This window comes from Lentzea sokolovensis (assembly GCF_033949975.1).
GTDB classification, from domain to species: domain Bacteria; phylum Actinomycetota; class Actinomycetes; order Mycobacteriales; family Pseudonocardiaceae; genus Lentzea; species Lentzea sokolovensis.
In genome coordinates this window covers 551,066-565,406 of record NZ_JAXAVU010000013.1, presented here as the reverse complement: position 1 = coordinate 565,406, position 14,341 = coordinate 551,066, and the positions used below count along the sequence as shown (strand labels likewise).

At 70.2% G+C, this 14,341-nt stretch carries 16 protein-coding genes; 6 read left to right on the top strand and 10 right to left on the bottom strand.

Going from position 1 to position 14,341, the window contains the following annotated elements:
• Positions 1 to 109: 109 nt before the first annotated feature.
• Complete coding sequence (locus SK854_RS33820) at positions 110 to 316, bottom strand: hypothetical protein (RefSeq protein ID WP_319979183.1); 207 nt, start codon at positions 314 to 316, stop codon at positions 110 to 112.
• A 90-nt stretch (positions 317 to 406) separates the two neighbouring features.
• Here SK854_RS33820 and SK854_RS33815 point away from each other — a divergent pair, with 90 nt between their 5' ends.
• On the top strand, positions 407 to 2,755 hold the full coding sequence (locus tag SK854_RS33815) for an ATP-binding protein (protein WP_319979182.1): 2,349 nt from the start codon (positions 407 to 409) through the stop codon (positions 2,753 to 2,755).
• On the opposite strand, the gene whiA is transcribed toward SK854_RS33815, so the two are convergent.
• From whiA to SK854_RS33795, 4 genes are all read right to left on the bottom strand, one after another.
• Complete coding sequence (gene whiA / locus SK854_RS33810) at positions 2,752 to 3,738, bottom strand: DNA-binding protein WhiA (RefSeq protein ID WP_319979181.1); 987 nt, start codon at positions 3,736 to 3,738, stop codon at positions 2,752 to 2,754. The genes SK854_RS33815 and whiA overlap by 4 nt on opposite strands.
• Positions 3,729 to 4,697, bottom strand: a complete 969-nt coding sequence (locus tag SK854_RS33805; RefSeq protein WP_319979264.1) for a gluconeogenesis factor YvcK family protein — start codon at positions 4,695 to 4,697, stop codon at positions 3,729 to 3,731. Before SK854_RS33805 ends, whiA begins: the two co-directional genes overlap by 10 nt.
• 5 nt (positions 4,698 to 4,702) lie before the next feature.
• The gene (rapZ, locus tag SK854_RS33800) at positions 4,703 to 5,560 is read right to left on the bottom strand and encodes an RNase adapter RapZ (RefSeq protein WP_167971916.1); all 858 of its coding nucleotides are present in this window, start codon (positions 5,558 to 5,560) and stop codon (positions 4,703 to 4,705) included.
• Between the two features lie 265 nt (positions 5,561 to 5,825).
• Positions 5,826 to 6,422, bottom strand: coding sequence for an HD domain-containing protein (locus tag SK854_RS33795; protein WP_319979180.1), 597 nt, complete (start codon positions 6,420 to 6,422; stop codon positions 5,826 to 5,828).
• Between SK854_RS33795 and SK854_RS33790 the strand changes: the two genes are divergently transcribed.
• Entirely contained in the window at positions 6,385 to 6,735 is a 351-nt protein-coding gene (locus SK854_RS33790; RefSeq protein ID WP_319979179.1) for a hypothetical protein, read from the top strand. The genes SK854_RS33795 and SK854_RS33790 overlap by 38 nt on opposite strands.
• Positions 6,736 to 6,811: 76 nt before the next feature.
• Here SK854_RS33790 and uvrC read toward each other — a convergent pair whose 3' ends face one another.
• From uvrC to SK854_RS33770, 4 genes are all read right to left on the bottom strand, one after another.
• Positions 6,812 to 8,713 (bottom strand): excinuclease ABC subunit UvrC, encoded by a 1,902-nt coding sequence (gene uvrC, locus SK854_RS33785; protein WP_319979178.1) that lies wholly within the window; start codon positions 8,711 to 8,713, stop codon positions 6,812 to 6,814.
• 42 nt (positions 8,714 to 8,755) lie between these two features.
• Positions 8,756 to 9,223 carry a Rieske (2Fe-2S) protein gene (locus SK854_RS33780; protein WP_319979177.1) on the bottom strand — a complete coding sequence of 156 codons (468 nt, stop codon included), beginning with the start codon at positions 9,221 to 9,223 and terminating at the stop codon, positions 8,756 to 8,758.
• Positions 9,224 to 9,329: 106 nt separating this feature from the next.
• The gene (locus SK854_RS33775) at positions 9,330 to 9,713 is read right to left on the bottom strand and encodes a Rieske (2Fe-2S) protein (protein ID WP_319979263.1); all 384 of its coding nucleotides are present in this window, start codon (positions 9,711 to 9,713) and stop codon (positions 9,330 to 9,332) included.
• Positions 9,714 to 9,737: 24 nt separating this feature from the next.
• Positions 9,738 to 10,232, bottom strand: coding sequence for a hypothetical protein (locus SK854_RS33770; protein ID WP_093601255.1), 495 nt, complete (start codon positions 10,230 to 10,232; stop codon positions 9,738 to 9,740).
• Between the two features lie 383 nt (positions 10,233 to 10,615).
• Here SK854_RS33770 and SK854_RS33765 point away from each other — a divergent pair, with 383 nt between their 5' ends.
• From SK854_RS33765 to SK854_RS33750, 4 genes are all read left to right on the top strand, one after another.
• Positions 10,616 to 12,049: a helix-turn-helix domain-containing protein gene (locus tag SK854_RS33765; protein ID WP_319979176.1), complete on the top strand. Its 1,434-nt coding sequence runs from the start codon at positions 10,616 to 10,618 to the stop codon at positions 12,047 to 12,049.
• Positions 12,049 to 12,525 carry a hypothetical protein gene (locus tag SK854_RS33760; RefSeq protein ID WP_319979175.1) on the top strand — a complete coding sequence of 159 codons (477 nt, stop codon included), beginning with the start codon at positions 12,049 to 12,051 and terminating at the stop codon, positions 12,523 to 12,525. The genes SK854_RS33765 and SK854_RS33760 overlap by 1 nt, the downstream gene beginning before the upstream one ends.
• A 118-nt stretch (positions 12,526 to 12,643) precedes the next feature.
• The gene (locus tag SK854_RS33755) at positions 12,644 to 13,105 is read left to right on the top strand and encodes a hypothetical protein (protein ID WP_319979174.1); all 462 of its coding nucleotides are present in this window, start codon (positions 12,644 to 12,646) and stop codon (positions 13,103 to 13,105) included.
• Entirely contained in the window at positions 13,102 to 13,959 is an 858-nt protein-coding gene (locus SK854_RS33750) for a hypothetical protein (protein ID WP_319979173.1), read from the top strand. Before SK854_RS33755 ends, SK854_RS33750 begins: the two co-directional genes overlap by 4 nt.
• Before the next feature lie 38 nt (positions 13,960 to 13,997).
• On the opposite strand, the gene SK854_RS33745 is transcribed toward SK854_RS33750, so the two are convergent.
• On the bottom strand, positions 13,998 to 14,189 hold the full coding sequence (locus SK854_RS33745) for a S1 RNA-binding domain-containing protein (RefSeq protein WP_189155947.1): 192 nt from the start codon (positions 14,187 to 14,189) through the stop codon (positions 13,998 to 14,000).
• Positions 14,190 to 14,341: the final 152 nt, after the last annotated feature.

Below are 14,341 nucleotides of genomic sequence, written 5' to 3'. Positions count from 1 at the left end.
CTCCTTGCGTTCAGCTTGGTAGGAACAAGCCCACCCTATCTGCCGAACTGCGTCCCTGGTCACAGGGATAGTGAGTATCTCTTGATCGAGCCAGAAAAACCTGTCCTGATTAGGCCGTTCGGCGGCGCAGGGCGCGGAGCATCCAGAGGTACGCGCTCAGTTCCTCTGCCGCCTCCGCGGCGCTCCGGCAAGCCTCCGGACCGGTCTCCTTCGCGTCTCTTCCGACCACGGCGGCGATGCGTTCGAGCCACTCGTCCACGACGAGGCGGTCCTGCGGCGGCACGAGCGGGTTCGAGGATCTGGCCTGCGCTGTCATGCAGGGATCCTGTCGACCTTCGGAAGGACCCTTCAATACCCCGAAACAGCGGGTGTTACGGACCGTTACGCGCCGGTACGGTCAATGGCCATGACGGCCAATGCCGCCTGCGTGACATGTGGAAACCCGCTCACCGAAGCGGTCGCGGGCCGACGCTACTGCTCCAACGCCTGCCGTCAGCGCGCGTACCGCGAACGCAGCTCGGCACGCGACGACTCCCCGCATGACACGGCGCTGCCGGCGCCGCTCGACACCTTCGTGGGCCGCCGCGAGGAACTGGCCGCGCTGGCGCGCACCGAGACGAGACGTCTCGTCTCGCTGGTCGGCCCCGCGGGCGCGGGCAAGACCAGGCTGGCCGTCCAGCACGTGAGCAAACGCGCTGACCAGACGTGGTGGGCCGCGCTGGCGCCCGCGTCCGACGCCACCCAGGCGATCTACCACGCGGTCGGCGCGCACCCGTTGCCGAGCCGGTCGGTGCGCGACGCCGTGATCGCCGAGATCGAGCAGTACCGGCGGCCGTTGCTCGTGCTCGACAACTGCGAGCACCTGCTGCTCGACGTCGGCGACGTCGTGACGGAGCTGCTGGCCTCCTGTCCCCGGCTGCGCGTGCTGGTGACCTCACGCGAACCCCTTCGCCTGGCCGGGGAACAGGTCTTCGCGGTCGGCGAGCTGGAGCTGCCGCCCGCGGACGCCGACCTCGCCGAAGCTCTGCGTCACGACGCCGTGGTGCTCTTTCGCGACCGTGCCGTCTCGGTGGACCGCTCGTTCGAGGTGGACGCGTCGAACGTCGCCGACGTCGTCGCCGTGTGCCGGTCGTTGGACGGCATGCCGCTGGCCATCGAGCTGGCCGCGCGGCGCATCACCGTGCTCTCCCCCGCCGACATCCTTGCCCGGTTGGGCGACCGCCTCGCGTTGCTGACCGGTGGGCCGCGGTCCGCCGACGACCGGCATCGCACGCTGCGGACCGCGATCGGCTGGAGCTACGACCTGCTCTCCGAACAGGAGCAGGCCGCCTCGCGCCGGCTCGCGGTGCTGGGCGTCCCGTTCGACCTCGGGGTGGCGAGCGCGGTCTGCGGCGTCCCCGACGCCCTGGAGCTGCTGACCGGGCTCGAACAGAAGTCGCTGCTGGTCGCGGAACGGGTCGGTGGGCACACGACGTTCCGTCAGCTCGAATCAGTGCGCCTCTACTGCCATGAGCGCGCCATCGCGCACGGAGATCTCTCTCTTGTGGCCGACCGTGTGGTCGAGTGGGTGTGTTCGGTCGTGGAGCCGGAGATCTCGTCGTTCTTCCCGTCGCCGCCGGTCGTGCTGCGCCTGGACCGCAACGTGGGCCTGCTCGAACTGGCCGTGGCCAGGACCGCGGACACCGGCGACTGGCCGCGGCACGCCCTCACGATCGTCGCCACGGCCTGGACCTCGACCCCGCGTGGACCGCGCGGCGCCCCCACGGAGCTGCTGCACCAGGCGCTGACCCGGCCGATGCCGCAGGCGTACCGCAGCGCTCTCACCGTGCTGGCCGCGATGCACCACAGGGTGCGCGGCGGCTGGCACGTGACCCGCCGGTTCGCCGAGGAGTCCCTGGCCATCGAACGTGCCGATGCCTGCCGTCCCGGCACGACCGCCCGCGCGCTGGAGGTGCTCGCCTCCGCCGAGGCCCACACCGGTGATCCCGCGGTGGCCTGGCAACTGTTCGAGGAGGCCGCCGCGCTGCTGCGCGACTCGGACGACCAGCTCGCGCGCGCCATCCTGCTGAACTCCTACGGCTGGACGTTGCTGCAGCACGGTTTCGCGGACCGGGCGGCGCCGCTGGTGCGCGAGGCGTTGACGCTGACGCGGTTGATCGGACTGCCGCACATGCTGAACCCGGTCCTGCACAGCGCGGGCGCGATCGCGTTGGCGCGCAAGAGCTTTCCGGAGGCCGTCGACCTGTTCCGCGAGAGCCTGGAGGTGGGGTCCGAGCATCCGATGGACCAGTTCTACGACCTGGAGGGGCTGGCGCTCGGGCTGGTCGGCGTGGGTTCCGACGACGAACGCGCGCTCTCGCTGCTGACGTCGGCGTCCGTCGTCCGCACCCGCTACGCGTTCCGCGCCGAGCCGTACTGGCAGGACCTGCTGGACGACGCACGGGCCGTCTGCCGCGACCGGATCACCGCCGCACGGCTGCGGGCAGCCGAGTCGACGGGCGAGCGGATGTCGTTGGCACAGGCCATTTCCTACGCCCTGACCGCGCAACCGCTCGCCGAATCCGACGACGTGATCTCCGCGCGCGAACGGCACGTGGCGACGCTGGTGGCGGAGGGGCTGACGAACCGGCAGATCGGGCAACGGCTCGGAATCTCACCGCACACCGTTGCCCGACACGTCACGCACGCTCGTTCGAAACTCGGACTGCGCTCACGGGCTCAGCTCGCCGTGTGGGCGGGCCGCCACACCTCTTAGACCTCGGCCTCGAGCATGTCCGCCGTGACCGCGGACTCGGTGTCCGGCAGTCCCAGGTCCTTGGCCCGCTTGTCCGCCATGGCCAGCAGACGCCTTATACGGCCTGCCACCGCGTCCTTGGTCATCTGCGGGTCGGACAGCTGGCCCAGCTCCTCCAGCGACGCCTGACGGTGCGCGAGCCGAAGCTGCCCGGCGGCGGCCAGGTGGTCCGGCGCCTCCGATCCGAGGATCTCAAGCGCCCGTGCGACCCGTGCGGCCGCCGCGACGGCCGCGCGGGCCGAGCGGCGCAGGTTCGCGTCGTCGAAGTTCGCCAGCCTGTTCGCGGTGGCGCGGACCTCGCGCCGCATCCGGCGCTCTTCCCACGCCATGACGCTGTCGTGCGCGCCCAGCTTGGTCAGCATCGCCCCGATGGCGTCGCCATCCCTTATCACCACGCGCTCGGCCCCGCGGACCTCGCGCGACTTGGACGAGATGCCCATCCGGCGGGCCGCGCCGACCAGTGCCAGCGCCGCCTCGGGACCGGGGCAGGTGATCTCCAGCGACGAACTGCGACCGGGTTCGGTCAGCGAGCCGTGCGCCAGGAAGGCACCGCGCCACGCGGCTTCGGCGTCGCACACGCCACCGGACACGACGGGCGCGGGCAGGCCGCGCACCGGGCGGCCCCGCGGGTCGAGCAGACCGGTCTGGCGGGCCAGCCCCTCGCCGTCCTTGACCACGCGGACGACGTACCGGGTGCCCTTGCGCAGGCCGTTGGACTGGATCGTGAAGACCTCGGCGTGGTGGCCGTAGAGCGCCTGGATCTCCTTGAGCAGCCTGCGGGCCGCGGAACCCAGGTCGAGCTCGGCCTCGACGACGACCCTGCCGGACACGATGTGCAAGCCTCCGGCGAACCTGAGCAGGGAGGACACCTCCGCGCGGCGGCAACAGGTCTTGGATACCGCGAGCCTGCTCAGCTCGTCCTTGACCGCCGACGTCATCGCCACGGGCTTGTCCCTCCCACTCCGGTCTCCTCGACCACTTGCCTCAGGCAACCGGCCAGTGCCTCCGGATCATGCCGCTCAGCGGCGTCCGGTGCGGCGATCTTGGCCAGATGCGTACGCGCACCCAGTGCCGAGGCGGCGCGCGTCAGCCGGTCCGGGGTGGGGACCGAGTCGACGTCCGCGATCACCGCGTCCACCTTCAGCTCGGGTGCGTGTTCGCAGACTACGTCCAAATGCCGCTCCGGAGAGAAACCAGCGGTTTCACCCGGTTGGGGGACGAGATTGAGCACAAGAACCTTCTTGGCCCGCGTGTGCACCAGCGCGTCGAGCAGTTCGGGCACCAGCAGATGCGGCAACACGCTGGTGAACCACGATCCGGGGCCGAGTACCACGACATCGGCGTCAAGTACAGCCTGTACTGCTTCCGGACAGCCTGCAGGTCGCCCGTTCGGGGCAGTCAGCCGGATGCGCTGCACCAGCCCGGGCGTGGTCGCGATGGCGACCTGCCCCCGGATGCGCCGCACGTCGGTCGGGTCCTCGTCGAGGCCCATGACGTCCGCCTCGATGTCGAGCGGATCGTTCGACATCGGCAGCACCCTGCCCTGGACGCCGAGCAGCCGGCTCGTGAGGTCGAGCACCGCCACGGGGTCGCCGAGCTGCTCGAGCAGCCCGGCGATCACCAGGTTCCCGACCGCGTGGCCGGCAAGGGCCCCCGTGCCACCGAAACGGTGCTTGAACAGGGACGTCCACAGCCTGCTGGCCTCGTCCTGTCCCGCCAGCGCCGCCATGGCCTTGCGCAGGTCACCGGGCGGCAGCAGGTCTTCAAGCTCCCGCCGCAGCCGCCCCGACGAGCCCCCGTCGTCCGCGACGGTCACCACGGCCGTCACGTCGTCGGTGACCCGTCTGAGCGCGGTCAGCGTCGCGTGCAACCCGTGTCCGCCACCCAAAGCAACAGCTTTCAACTTCGTCACTCACGTCCCAGATCCCTGTGCACGACCTTCACGGCCATGCCGTCCTCGCTAGCCAGCCGCGCGGCCAGCTCTTCGCTCAGGGCCACACTGCGGTGCTTACCGCCGGTGCACCCGATCGCGAGCGTCAGGTAGCGCTTGCCCTCACGCCGATAACCGGCACCGATGAGCCTCAGCAGCTCGTGGTACCGATCAAGGAACTCGTCAGCGCCCTCCTGGGACAGCACGTAGTTGCGCACCTCACCATCCAGACCCGTCTGCTCGCGCAGTTCCGGGATCCAGAACGGGTTGGGCAGGAAGCGCACGTCCATGACGAGATCGGCGTCCATCGGCAGCCCGTACTTGTATCCGAAGCTCAGCACCGTGACCCGCGTGCGGGTCGCTGCCTCGGTGCCGAACGTGTCCTCGATCTTGGCCCGCAGCTGGTGGATGCTCAGCGCGGACGTGTCCAGCACCAGGTCGGCTTCCTGCTTGAGCGGCGTCAGCAGGATCCGCTCGGCCTCGATGCCGTCCTGCAGCCGCCCGTCCCCCTGCATCGGGTGACCGCGGCGCACCGCCTCGAAGCGGCGGATCAACACGTCGTCGGTGGCTTCGAGGAAGAGCACGCGCGGCTTGTACCCACGCGCGTCCAGGTCCTTGATGATGGCGGCCAGGTCCTCGGTGAACGCGCGGCTCCGCACGTCCATGACGACCGCGACCCTCGTGATCGCCCCACGCGCCTGAGCGCCGAGCTCGACCATGGTGGCGATGAGTTCCGGCGGCAGGTTGTCCACGACGAACCAGCCGAGATCCTCCAGGCACTTGGCCGCGGTGCTGCGGCCCGCACCGGACAGCCCGGTCACCACGGCGACTTCGATGCCGGACTTCTCCGCGTTCACGACTACGACTCCGTTACCTGTTCATGAGCGCCACTGGGCGCTCTCGTTTGGGCAAGCTGTGTGCTGGGCTGCGCTCCTGTCGCGGCACGCCCGGCATGCAGTCTCCCCTGGAACGGCCCTCACGCGCGGCAGGTTCGACGGTCGACACGGCCGCGCCGTGGCCGCGGTCACGATCCTCGCCCGGTTCACGGGACGCCCGCAGGACGGAAGTGACCACTGCGGCTGGTGAGAAGGATGAGAGGCGTCACCCCGCGACCGGATGGCTCGACTGGAACGCCAGCCGCGCGTCAGCGCCCGACGCGATCCGGTCCAGCTCGTCGTCCAGCGCCATGAACACCTCCCACGCCTGCTGGCCCGCGGCCTCCGCGAGGCGCCCGGTGACCAGTTGCTCCAGGTCCGGGACGCGCTTGGCCTTCCACACCTTGTCCGCGAGGCTGACCAGCAGGTCCTCCAGCCCCACGCCGTCCGCGGTCCACGACCCGTGCGTTCGCGCGAAGCGGGCCAGCCGTTCCTCGACCCCGCGAGCACGCAGCAGCTCATAGCCCGCCGGCTCGTGAGCCGAGCCCGGACCCGACAACTCGTTGGGGTGCAACACCTTCCCGATGTCGTGCGTGGCCGCGCCGAACAACACCGCGGCCCGGTCGACCGCCACCGACGGGTGGTGCCGCTCGACCCACGCGACGAGTTCGCAGGCCACGTCGTGCACGGCCCGCAGGTGCGCCACCAGGCGAGGTGACGCCCGCAGGTCGGACAGCAGCGTCTCCGCGGCGGACGGGAGCGGGCGCAGTGCCACGGCCTCGGTCATGGCGCGGCGGGCCGGCGACTCGGCTTTCGCTGACACCGCGCTCTCCGCAGCCGTCGCACTTCTCGCGGGCGGCGACTCCGCGCTCGCCGACGGCGAGCCTTCCGCAGACGCCGCGCGCCCAGTTCGCGGCGAACCGACAGCGCTTGGCGAACCGGCAGCGCTCGGCGGACCGGCAGAGCTCGGCGGACCGGCAGAGCTCGGCGGGCCAGCAGCGCGCGACGAACCGGCAGCGCTCGGCGGGCCGACAGCGCTCGGCGGACCAGCAGCACTCGGCGGACCCTCTTCCGCGGCCGGCGAGCCGTCCATCAGCGGCGTGGTCGCGGGCGAGCCCAAGGCGGGCGACCCGTGACCGTCGTCCACCGCCGACGTGGTGCCCGCGACTCCGGCGGCCTCCGCCTCCACGCGACGGCCCGGTTCCGAAGCCATCAGGACTTGCCGCCCGCCGAAGCCAGAGTGGCCACCACGGCCTCGGCGGTGCGGCGCCCCACCCCGGGAACGTCGCTGATCTCGTCCACTGTGGCCTGTCGCAGCTTCCGCACCGAGCCGAAGTGCTTGAGCAGCGCGGCTTTGCGCGTCTCGCCGAGGCCGGGCACCTCGTCCAGTTCGGAGGTGGTCATGCGCTTCGAGCGCTTCTGGCGGTGGTAGGCGATGGCGAAGCGGTGAGCCTCGTCGCGGACTCGTTGCAGCAGGTACAGGCCGTCGCTGCTGCGCGGGAGGATCACCGGGTCGGGTTCGCCGGGGACCCAGACCTCTTCGAGGCGCTTGGCCAGGCCCACCACGGCCACGTCGGTGATGCCCAGTTCGGTGAGGACGTCGGAGGCCGCGGCGGCCTGGGGACCCGCGCCGTCGACCACCAGGAGGTTGGGCGGGTAGGCGAACTTGCGGGGCTTGCCGGTGTCCGGGTCGATGCCTGGGTTCGGGCCGCCGGACGCCGTTTCGCGCAGCATCGCCTGGAAGCGGCGGCGGACCACCTCGGCGATGGAGGCCACGTCGCCTTCCGTTGCCGCTTCACGGAGGGCGAAGCGGCGGTATTCGGCCTTGCGGGCCAGACCGTCCTCGAAGACCACCAGGGAGGCCACCACGTCGGTGCCCTGGACGTGGCTGATGTCGATGCACTCGATGCGCAGCGGCGCGGTGTCGAGGGCCAGGGCGTCCTGGATCTCCTGCAGGGCCGCGGAGCGGGCGGTCAGGTCGCCGGCCCGGCGGAGTTTGTGCTGTGCGAAGGCTTCGGAGGCGTTGCGGGCCACCGTTTCCATCAGGGCGCGCTTGTCGCCTCGTTGCGGGACGCGCAGGGCCACGCGCGAGCCCCGTTGTTCGGACAGCAGGTCTTCCAGAGCCGGGGCGTCGTCCGGCAGCACCGGCACGAGGACCTCGCGCGGGGTGTTCTCCGTGTTGTCGCCGTAGAACTGCATGATGAACTGGTCGACCAGGGCCGCGTCGTCGATGGCCTCGACCTTGTCCAGCACCCAGCCCCGCTGGCCGCGCACCCGGCCGCCGCGCACGTGGAAGACCTGGACCGAGACCTCCAGCTCGTCCTGCGCGAACGCCATCACGTCGGCGTCCGTGCCGTCGCCGAGCACGACGGCCTGCTTCTCCATCGCGCGGCGCAACGCTCCCAGGTCGTCACGCAGGCGTGCGGCGCGTTCGAACTCCAGCTCTTCCGACGCCTGCAGCATCTCGCGTTCGAGGCGGCGGACCATGTTGTCCGTCTTGCCCGCCAGGAAGTCGCAGAAGTCGAGGACGATGTCGCGGTGCTCGTCCGCCGACACCTTGCCCACGCACGGCGCCGAACACTTGTCGATGTACCCGAGCAGGCACGGGCGGCCCATCTGGTTGTGCCGCTTGAAAACGCCCGCCGAGCACGTGCGCGCCGGGAACACGCGCAGCAGCAGGTCGAGCGTCTCGCGGATGGCCCAGGCGTGTGCGAACGGGCCGAAGTAGCGCACGCCCTTCTTGCGCGGGCCGCGGTACACGTGCAGCCGCGGGTAGTCCTCGTGCAACGTGACGGCCAGCACCGGGTACGACTTGTCGTCGCGGTACCGGACGTTGAAGCGCGGGTCGAACTCCTTGATCCAGTTGTACTCGAGCTGCAGCGCCTCGACCTCGGTGGCGACCACCGTCCACTCGACGGAGGCCGCCGTCGTCACCATCTGGCGGGTGCGCGGGTGCAGCCCGGCCAGATCCGCGAAGTAGGAGTTCAGCCTGCTGCGCAAGCTCTTCGCCTTGCCGACGTACACGACCCGGCCACCGGCGTCGCGGAACTTGTAGACGCCGGGAGCCTCAGGAATCGTGCCCACGGCGGGGCGATACGTCGAGGGATCTGCCACGCCGTCAAGACTATCGACGTGGTCTGACAAAAACAGAAAGGGTCAGGTCAGGACCACCTGGTCGCCGTCGACCTTCACCGCGACCGCCCGCAGGCCGGACGTCGCGGGCCCCTTCTTCACCGAGCCGTCGGAAGCACCGAACTGGCTGCCGTGCGAAGGGCACGTGATGGTGCCACCGGCGGGTTCCGCGACCACGGAACCCTGATGCGGGCACGAGGCGTCGTACGCCTTGACCTCGGTGGCGGAGATGCGCGCGACGACGATCTTGCGACCGCCGGGGGCGTCGACGACGGCGCCGCCGCCCTCGGGCACGTCGGCCAGCGCGACCAGGGCCGTACCGGCGGAACCGGCGGCTCCCGAAGTGGGTTCCGACCCTCCGGCGGACGTGGGAGACGAGCCCGTGGAAGTACCCGTTGAACTGCAGGCGGTCACGAGTCCGCTGGGCACCGCGAGGGCAACCGCGATTCCGCAGAGCGCCGCCCGCCTGCTGACCAGGCTTTCGGTGTTCACGACCGATCCTCCGTGGTGGTGGGTGTTCGGGGTCACACCACAGCATTACGCGGAACGGTCAGTGAGAGTTCATTCAGACGCCCAATGCACAGCAAATGCACAGGTCTCAGGAGAGCACCAATTCATCGCCGGAACGGGCGATCGCAACCTCGGTCAGTCCCGAAGTCGCAGGTCCTTTGCGGACTGCGCCGCTCAAAGGGTCGAAAGCGCTCCCGTGCAACGGGCAGGTGATGACTCCGCCCGCGGGAGGATTGACCAGGGAACCGACATGGGGACACGCGGGATTGAACGCGCGGAATTCACCCGGTCGGGGTTGCACGACCAACAGCTGGGCGTTGCCGGGCATGTCCACCAGCAGGCCACTGCCCTCGGGCACCGAGGAGACCGCGACGACCCGGTCCCCGGGCCGGGCGGTTCCGGCACCACCCGTCTTGCGAGGAGCGGGCTCGCCACAGGCGCTCAGAGCGGCGGCGAGCCCACACAACAACACTGATCGACGATCCACGAGCACCGATTATCGGCGGTGGTCCTCCGCGGTGGCCTGCCGGGCCAGTGCCAGCACGGCGGTGAACGGTGGGAACCAGTGCCGCGAGTGCGACGGCGGGTTCGCCCAGCGCAGCGATCCGTACCTGGTCATCGTGGGTGGGAGCGCGATCCGGTGCGGCGAGCGCACGAACTGCACTTCCGGCGGCGCCTTGAGGTGCGTGGGCAGCAACGCCACCAGCTCCGCGAGGAAGATCCAGTGCTCGCGGGGGCCGGGTATGACCGTGACCGGTCCGGCGAGCATGCGCGACTTCAGGTCGGCCAGCACTCGTGACCCGATCCGCGCCGGCATCGCCAGAGCGGTCGTGGCGGGGCCTAGTGGGAGGAACACACCCTGCTCGGTGACGGTCACCTGCCAGCCGAGCAACCGGTAGCCGGCGACGGCCTCCCCGATCGCGCGTGCGTGTCCCCTGTTCTGTGGGATACCGGCACTACCCGTACCGGTTTCCGCGGTCGTGAGGCTCATCGGCGGTTGTCCTCCCCGTTGGGTGGGTCAGGCACTGGCCACGCCACGGGGATCGACCCGCGGCCTGACGTTGTGCAGGGTGCTTCTCACTTCCCGCCAACACCACTCGTCCGCTGCATGAGCCTCATGCAGCGGACGTATGAAGCTCATCCGCCGCACGGCGGCACCAGGACTGCGACACGCGAATCCATTACGTCTTATGCATGAGATGGATGGACTGACGATCACACGTCCGTACACTGGGAAAACGCTCAGTGACGGGGGCGAGGCCGATGGATGCAGCGAGACCCAAATCCAGACGCGCTTGCCCGTGTGGGGCGTTCATCGCCGCCGACAACTCCGATCGGCTGTGTCACCGGTGCCGCCGCAACGCTCGTGCGGACGTGCACGGACCACCTGAGGTCCCCAACGACTTCTGGGACCACCCCGCGATCGCGGCGGCGTGCATCGACCGCGACATGGGCGCGCTGATCTCCGCGTACCGGCATCACCCCCAGCACCTGAGCAGGGTCACGCAGGACCGCATGGCGGCGTGGCTCGGCATCAGCCAGGCGCAGCTCTCGCGTTACGAGTCGGGCGAGAACCAGATCGACCGCCTCGACCGGCTGCGCCATTTCGCGGTGGTGCTCGGTGTTCCGGGCGAACGACTGTGGTTCGACCGAGTCGTCATCCCAGCTCAGGTGGGCACCCCCATCACGGGCCCGCCAGACGTGCTCGCCGCCCCGTGGGAGGCGACGAGCATTGCCCGTTCGGTCGAGGAGACGGCGAGGAGCGACTTGGCGATCAGCAGACGAGCGGCGCTCACCGGAGCCGCCGCGGTGACGGTGGGGTCAGCACTGGTCGAACCGCTGCAGCGGTGGTTGCACCCCCTGCAGAACCTGTCGAAGTGGTCGTCGCACTCGGCGATCAGCGAGGAGGAGCTCTTCGCGTTGCAACGCGTGGCCGACGGCCTGCGCGGCTGGGGAGGCCGCGGCGGCTACGGACTGGCCCGCAAGGCGGTGCTGGGGCAGCTCGACGAGCTGGCCGAACGCCTGGGCAGGGCACCGTCCGGCCCGACGACGGAACGCGCGTTCTTCATCGGCGCCGAACTGTCGAAGGTGGCCGCGAGCATGTCGTTCGACGCGGGCCTGCACAACGCGGCCCAGCGCTACTACGTGCTGGCCGTCCGCATGGCCAAGGCCGGCCACAACGACGGCTTCGCGGCCCTGTGCCTGGCCGCCATGGCGAGGCAGATGTTCGACCTGGGCCGCCCGGAGGACGGCTTGGAGCTGGTCCAACTGGGCCAGTACGGCACCCGTCGAACAGGCACGCCGACTCTCAAGGCCCTCCTGCTCACCCGCGAGGCCTGGGCCTACGCCCAGATGGGCAAGACCAGGGAGTTCCACCAGGCCGTGGGCATGGCGCAGGACAGCTTCGCCCAGCGCGACGCCGACGGCGAGCCGCGCTACCTGCACAGCTTCGACGAGGCCGAGCTGGAGGGCGTCATCGGCGCCCGCTGCCGCGACCTCGCCATGCACGACCCGTCCCAGGCCGTGTTCGCCGAACAACACATCCGGCGGGCCCTGGCACTGCGGGACCCGTCGAAGGTGCGCAACCGCGCCTTCGACGTGATCGGACTGGCGCGCACCAAAATGGTCGCGGGAGACCCGGAGGCAGCGTGCGGGTTGATCAACGAGGTCCTGCCGACAGCGGCGAAGCTCTCCTCGGGCAGAGTCCTGCGCAAGCTGGAGGACTTCGCCAAGGAAGCGGCACGGCACCGCCACATCCCCGCCGTGCAGGACACCAGGGACGCGATCAGAGCGATCCGGACCGCTTGATGCGCGTAGGCATCACCGGCCACAGCAACCTGGTCCCCGAGTGCGTCCCCGCCGTTCAGGCCGCCATCACGGAGGCCCTGACCCGGCTGGGCACGGACCTGGTGGGCGTGACCTGCCTGGCACCGGGCGCCGACCAGGTGTTCGCCCGCGCCGTCCTGGCGCTCGGAGGCCAGGTGGAGGTCGTCCTGCCGGCCCTGGACTACCGCGACCGCCTCAAGCCGCACCAGGTGGCCGACTACGACGAACTGCGCGCCGCCGCCACGGTGGTCAGCGTCCTGCCGCACATGTCGAGCGGGCGGCTGGCCTACGTGGCGGCCAACGAGCGCATGCTCGCGTCGGTCGAGGTGCTCGTGGCCGTGTGGGACGGCGTGCCGGCCCAGGGGAAGGGCGGGACGGCGGACGTGGTGGAGCAGGCGCGGGCGTCCGGGGTGCCGATCGAGGTCGTGTGGCCGGACGAGGCCCGCCGGAAGTCCTGACGAGCCGAGACGTTGTGAGGCGCAACGCTAGGCCGAGTGAGGGAAGTTCGTCGGCAACCGGACCAACTCCCCCCACAGGCCTAGCCGCGCCCACCAAGCTTGATCACGATTTCGGGGCATGGCAGCCGATCCGTTCGCCCGCCTGGCCGACCGCCAGCAGTCCCTGCGAACAGCCTTACGAGCCCTGAAAGCCGCAGGCCCCGGCAGCCCCGACTTCCACACCCTCCTCACCACCACGAACGCCGAGGTCGACGCCGTGATGGCGGCCCGCAAGGACGTGGAGGCGGCCAGGCTGACCGTCCCGAACCGGGCGATCGCCGCCGGCACCACGGCGGCGGCCCTGATCGTCGCCGTGGGCTGGTTCGACGCCTGGTCGCTGCTGTCGCTCCTGCTGGCGGTGGCGACGGCCGCGGCGGTGCTGGTGGACCCCGTCGGCCGCACCATCTGGGAACCGCGGGCCAGGACCGCGGCGATCAGCGCGGCGCTGGCGGCCACTCTGCTGACCCCGCTGGTCAGCGGCTGGGCGGCACTCGTCACGGCAGCGGGCATCGCCTGGTGGGCCTGGAGGACGCTCAGATGAACATCGACCCGGTCAAGGCACTGGACGACAAGATCGAGCGCCTCAAGAAGGAGCTGAAGTCCCTCGAGACCCGCATCGACCACGCCCAGACCGAGGCGGCGCACACCCAGCTGAGCCAGACGAACCAGCTCAAGGACAACACCCGCAAGCTCACGAAGACCAACGACCGCGTCACCGAACTGGCGGAGAGCGTCCACCGGCTCGAACGCCTCCTGGTGGCGCTCAACAGGAAAGTCCGGGCGGGCGAGACCCAGAAGGCCGACTTCGACGACTGGCCGGAGGTGGCCGAGTCGCTCATCACCCAGATCCTGGCCGGCCAGGAAGCCTACGCGCGCAGGACTTTCACGCCGCAGGAAGCCAAGGACACCCGCAAGGCCATCGCCGAGTACGACCGCAAAGCGCTGGAGGCGATCGACGCGGCCGAGGCTCTGACGCATCTCCCGCCGACAGCGGAAGCGTTGTGGCGCAAGAACTACAAGCAGTGGCGGGCCGTCACGACCCAGGAACGCCCCGAGGCACCGGACGACGACACGTACGCCAAGGACACCGTTGCCAAGTCGGCCGGCAACGAGGCCATCGCGCGGACGAGACGGCTCATCCGCACCCGCATCGAGGACGCGGTCGCGCGTGATCTGCTGTTCCCGGCGTGGTTCGAGAACGTGCTCGGACCCGCCGCGCCTCCCGGCAGGGCGGACGATTGGCTTTACACCGCAACGGATGTCGTGTTGTACCGGCTGCTGCACGGCGTCACGAGTCCCGCGGACGCGCTGGGTCCGGCGCCCTCCGAAGAAGGGCACCGCAAAACCCTGCACGACCGCCTGACCGGCGAGTGCGCGGACTACCGGAAACCGTGAGAAAGCCCGGGCAGGGCGCCTCTGCCCGGGTGCTCAACTCACGCCAGCTCCAGGCTGAACCGCTGCTGCTCAGCGTCCACCGCGAGCACCTTCACCTGCACCGAGGCACCGACCTCGGCCTGCTGGCCGTGCAGGAGCCCGTGTGCACCGGCGGGGTGCTCGATGAACGAACCGAAGGGAACGGTCGAGACGACCTTCCCCGAGAAGACATCACCAACGTTGGGAAGCATTGCGCATCACCTCCTCTCCCAAGCGCACGTATCCCGTACTACGGATAGGCGCGGGGATGGAGGGGCCCTGATCAAGTCAGGGCCGGGCAACCGTTCCGCTCACGGCACAAGGCCGACCCGGCAGTCATACCGGCAACCCTAACCAGCACAGG